At 74.6% G+C, this 3415-nt stretch carries 6 protein-coding genes; all 6 read right to left on the bottom strand.

The genetic code is table 11. From position 1 onward, the window contains the following. On the bottom strand, window positions 1-626 hold a 626-nt coding region (locus ESO86_RS13950; protein ID WP_165307874.1), incomplete at its 3' end, for a PH domain-containing protein. Then, window positions 623-1216, bottom strand: coding sequence for a PH domain-containing protein (locus tag ESO86_RS13945; protein ID WP_129235546.1), 594 nt, complete (start codon window positions 1214-1216; stop codon window positions 623-625). The genes ESO86_RS13950 and ESO86_RS13945, both read right to left, overlap by 4 nt. Continuing rightward, window positions 1209-1676, bottom strand: a complete 468-nt coding sequence (locus ESO86_RS13940) for a DUF3180 domain-containing protein (protein WP_129235545.1) — start codon at window positions 1674-1676, stop codon at window positions 1209-1211. The genes ESO86_RS13945 and ESO86_RS13940 overlap by 8 nt, the downstream gene beginning before the upstream one ends. Continuing rightward, complete coding sequence (gene folK / locus ESO86_RS13935; RefSeq protein ID WP_129235544.1) at window positions 1673-2158, bottom strand: 2-amino-4-hydroxy-6-hydroxymethyldihydropteridine diphosphokinase; 486 nt, start codon at window positions 2156-2158, stop codon at window positions 1673-1675. The genes ESO86_RS13940 and folK overlap by 4 nt, the downstream gene beginning before the upstream one ends. Beyond that, a complete protein-coding gene (gene folB, locus ESO86_RS13930; RefSeq protein WP_207207143.1) occupies window positions 2155-2526 on the bottom strand; it encodes a dihydroneopterin aldolase in 372 nt (123 codons plus the stop codon). The genes folK and folB overlap by 4 nt, the downstream gene beginning before the upstream one ends. Next, the gene (folP, locus tag ESO86_RS13925) at window positions 2510-3343 is read right to left on the bottom strand and encodes a dihydropteroate synthase (protein ID WP_207207144.1); all 834 of its coding nucleotides are present in this window, start codon (window positions 3341-3343) and stop codon (window positions 2510-2512) included. The genes folB and folP overlap by 17 nt, the downstream gene beginning before the upstream one ends. Window positions 3344-3415: the final 72 nt, after the last annotated feature.

Raw genomic sequence — 3415 nt, 5'->3', positions numbered from 1 at the left:
ACCGGGACGGCGTCGCCCGGCGCACCGGGCTCCTGCCGCCGGGCGCCCGACGCCAGGCGCAGCAGGTCCCCGCGCAGGCGATCGGCCTGCGCCGAGCCCAGGTAGGACAGGTCGACGTTGCCCGACTGGCCGGCGACCGAGACGTCGAGCTTGGCCGCGCCGAAGATCCGGGCGAAGACCGGGCGTGCGATGTTGATGCCCTGGATCCGATCGAGCCGGGCACTGCGGTGCGACCGGAACAGGATGCCGCTGCGCACCTCGAGCGCTTCGTCGGTGACCCGGAACGTGTGCATCCGCCATGCGAACCAGAACGCGAGGACGACGACCACGATGACGACGACGAGGCCGAGGATGGCCCACCCGACGAGCCCGCGCGCGACCAGCCCGGTCACCGGGTCCTCCGCCCAGTCGCCGCCGAAGTCCGGCGTCTCGCCGGGCGCCTCGGCACCGGGCGCGAAGAACAGCACGAAGACCTCGACGATGCGCTCCCGCAGGTTCGCGAGCACGAACCCGAGCACGGCGATGAGCACGAGGCCGCCCCGCAGCAGGGGACTCGCTGGATGGAGCCGATGCCATTCGCCGTCGGCGAGCGGGCCGATCGGCGTGCGGACCGCAGGCTCGGTCACAGGCCCGCCCTGCGGGTCTCGGCGAGGGCGACGAGCTCGTCGCGGAGGGCCTCTGCGTCGTCGAGGGGGAGCCCCGGCAGCGTCACGGCGGTCGACGCGGCGGCGGTGACGAACTTCAGGTCGGCGAGCCCGAGCGCCCGCGACACCGGCCCGCGCGTGATGTCGACGAGCTGCATGCGGCCGTAGGGCACCGCCACCTGGCGCTGGAACATGATGCCTCGCCGGAACACGAGGTCGTCGGCCCGGCGCCGGTACCCGATCGAGCGGACCCGGCGCGGCTCGAACGCGATCGAGACGAGCGCGATGACGCCGACCGCGATGCCGGCCCACGTCGCCCACGGCAGGTCGAACCACGACCCGACGAGGAGGAGCGCGGCGACCGTGAGGCCCGCGCCGATGACGGACCCGATGACCTCGACCACCACGTGCTTCGGCGAGACGCGGCGCCAGTCGTCGTCGACGTGCGCGCGCGCCTCCGCCTCGGGAGCGTCGGGCGCGGGCACGCCCGATCCGGGAGCGTCGAGCGTGGGGACGTCGGCGGCGCCGCTCGACACCGGTGCGTCGGGTGCGGCGTGCTCGGGGTCAGGCATGCGCCGAACCCTCCTCTTCGGGGTCGTCGGGCGGGAGCGTGCAGAAGTGCTCGGCGACGAGTCCGCCGATCAGCAGCAGCGCGGCGCCGATGGCGGTGGCGACCGCCATCCAGATCGTCCCGGCGGGCGGGAGGACGCTTCGCGTGAGCAGGAAGATCGTGATGCCGATGCCGACGCCCAGCACGAGCGCGCCGGTGACGCTGCTGGCCTTGGCGAGCACGGCGATGCGGGCTGCGCGGAACGGGTCGACCCTGCGGCTGCGTTCGCCGCGCACGGCCTGCCGGATCGGCCACGCCACGAGCACGACGATCGCGCCGATGCCGATGAGCGTCACGGCGAGCGAGATCGGCGGCACGAGCGCGGTCGCCCCTCCCGCCACGAGCGCGAGTTCACCGAGGTAGCCGACCGCGAGGCCGACCACCGCGAACGCGACGAGGGTCGAGGCGTGCGTGCGATTCACCGGCGGACCACCTCGTCGGTCGACTCGGCGCGGAGGGCGGCGACCGCCCCGCGACCTGCGATCTCGGCGTCGGGCTCGACGTCGAGCCACGGCTGCAGGACGAACGCCCGCTCCCAGGCGCGCGGGTGGGGCAGTTCGAGCCGGTCGTCGGCGAGGCGGACGCCGCGGACGTCGATGAGGTCGAGGTCGAGCGTGCGGTCGCCCCACCGCGTCTCGCGGGTGCGCCCGTGCTCGGCCTCGACGCGCTGGAGCAGGTCGAGGAGCGCGTGCGGCTCGAGCTCGGTCTCGACGAGGATCACGCCGTTGAGGTAGCGCGGCGCATCGGGATCGACGCCGTCGAGGCGGACGGCCGCGCTCTCGTACACGGGCGAGACCGCGACGAGCTCGATGCCGTCGGCCGAGGCGATGGCGCGCGTCGCCGACGCCACGGTCGCCTCGCGATCGCCGAGGTTGGCGCCGTACGCGATCACGGCCCGGGTCACGCGCGGCTCCGCACGATGGTGACCGCGACGTCGTCGAACGGCACCTCGATGGGCGCCTGCGGCTTGTGCACCGTGACGGTCGCCTCCTCGACGGCGTCGAAGCCCAGGGCGACCGCGGCCACCCGCTCGGCGACCGTCTCGATGAGGTCGACGGGGTCGCGTTCGACCGCGCGGGCCACGGCGACCGCGAGCTCGCCGTAGTGCACCGTGCGCGCGAGGTCGTCGCCGGATGCCGCGGCGGCGAGGTCGACTGCGACGGACACGTCGATCACGAACTCCTGCCCCTGCTCGCGCTCGAAGTCGAACACGCCGTGGTGCGCGCGCACGCGGATGCCGGTGACGGCGATCCGATCACGAGTGCTGGCCACGTCGTCCACTCTGCCATGCGCGGGCGACGTCGAGGGCGACGCGCGTGCCCGCGACGTCGTGGACGCGGACGCCCCACGCCCCGGCCTGCGCGGAGAGCACGCTGACGACGGCCGTCGGCAGGTCGCGGTCCTCGACCGGGGCACCCTCGGGCAGCAGCGCGCCGAGGAAGCGCTTCCGCGAGGCGCCGACGAGGATCGGGAGGCCGAGCTCCGCGAGCACGTCGAGGTTGGCGAGCAGCTCCCAGTTCTGCCCGGCGCGCTTGGAGAAGCCGAGGCCCGGGTCGAGGATCAGCCGATCGGCGTGCACCCCGGCCGCGACGAGCTCGTCCACGCGGCGGGCGAGCTCGTCGCGCACGTCGCGCGCGACGTCGTCGTACTCGGCGAGGTCGTCCATCCGGTCGGAGTGCCCGCGCCAGTGCATCGCGACGTAGGTCGCACCGGAGTCGGCGGCGATCCGTGCCATCGCCTCGTCGGCGAGGCCGGCGGAGACGTCGTTGATGATCTCGGCGCCGGCCTCGACCGCCGCTCGAGCCGTCGAGGCCCGCATCGTGTCCACGCTCACGCGGAGGCCGCGCCCGGCGAGCTCGCGGATGACCGGGATGACCCGGCGCAGCTCCTCGTCGGGGTCGACGCGCGCCGCCCCCGGCCGCGTCGACTCGCCGCCGACGTCGAGCACGTCCGCACCCTCGGCCACCAGCTGGAGGGCGTGCCCGATCGCGGCATCCGCGTCGAACCAGCGCCCGCCGTCGCTGAACGAGTCGGGCGTGACGTTGACCACGCCCATGACGAGCGGCGCGGCCGGCGCCGGACCCGGCATCGCCGACCCCCGGGCCGCCGCTTCGGGCGGCGTGTCAGGCACCGCGCCCCGATCCGATGAGGGCGATGATCT

Source organism: Agromyces binzhouensis (assembly GCF_004135055.1).
Lineage (GTDB): Bacteria > Actinomycetota > Actinomycetes > Actinomycetales > Microbacteriaceae > Agromyces > Agromyces binzhouensis.
This window is presented reverse-complemented; position numbering and strand designations above follow the sequence as displayed.

Coding starts and splice junctions, on each gene's coding strand:
- ESO86_RS13945 (WP_129235546.1), bottom strand. CDS start 1,216: ATGCCTGACCCCGAGCACGCCGCACCCGACGCACCGGTGTCGAGCGGC.
- folP (WP_207207144.1), bottom strand. CDS start 3,343: ATGCCGGGTCCGGCGCCGGCCGCGCCGCTCGTCATGGGCGTGGTCAAC.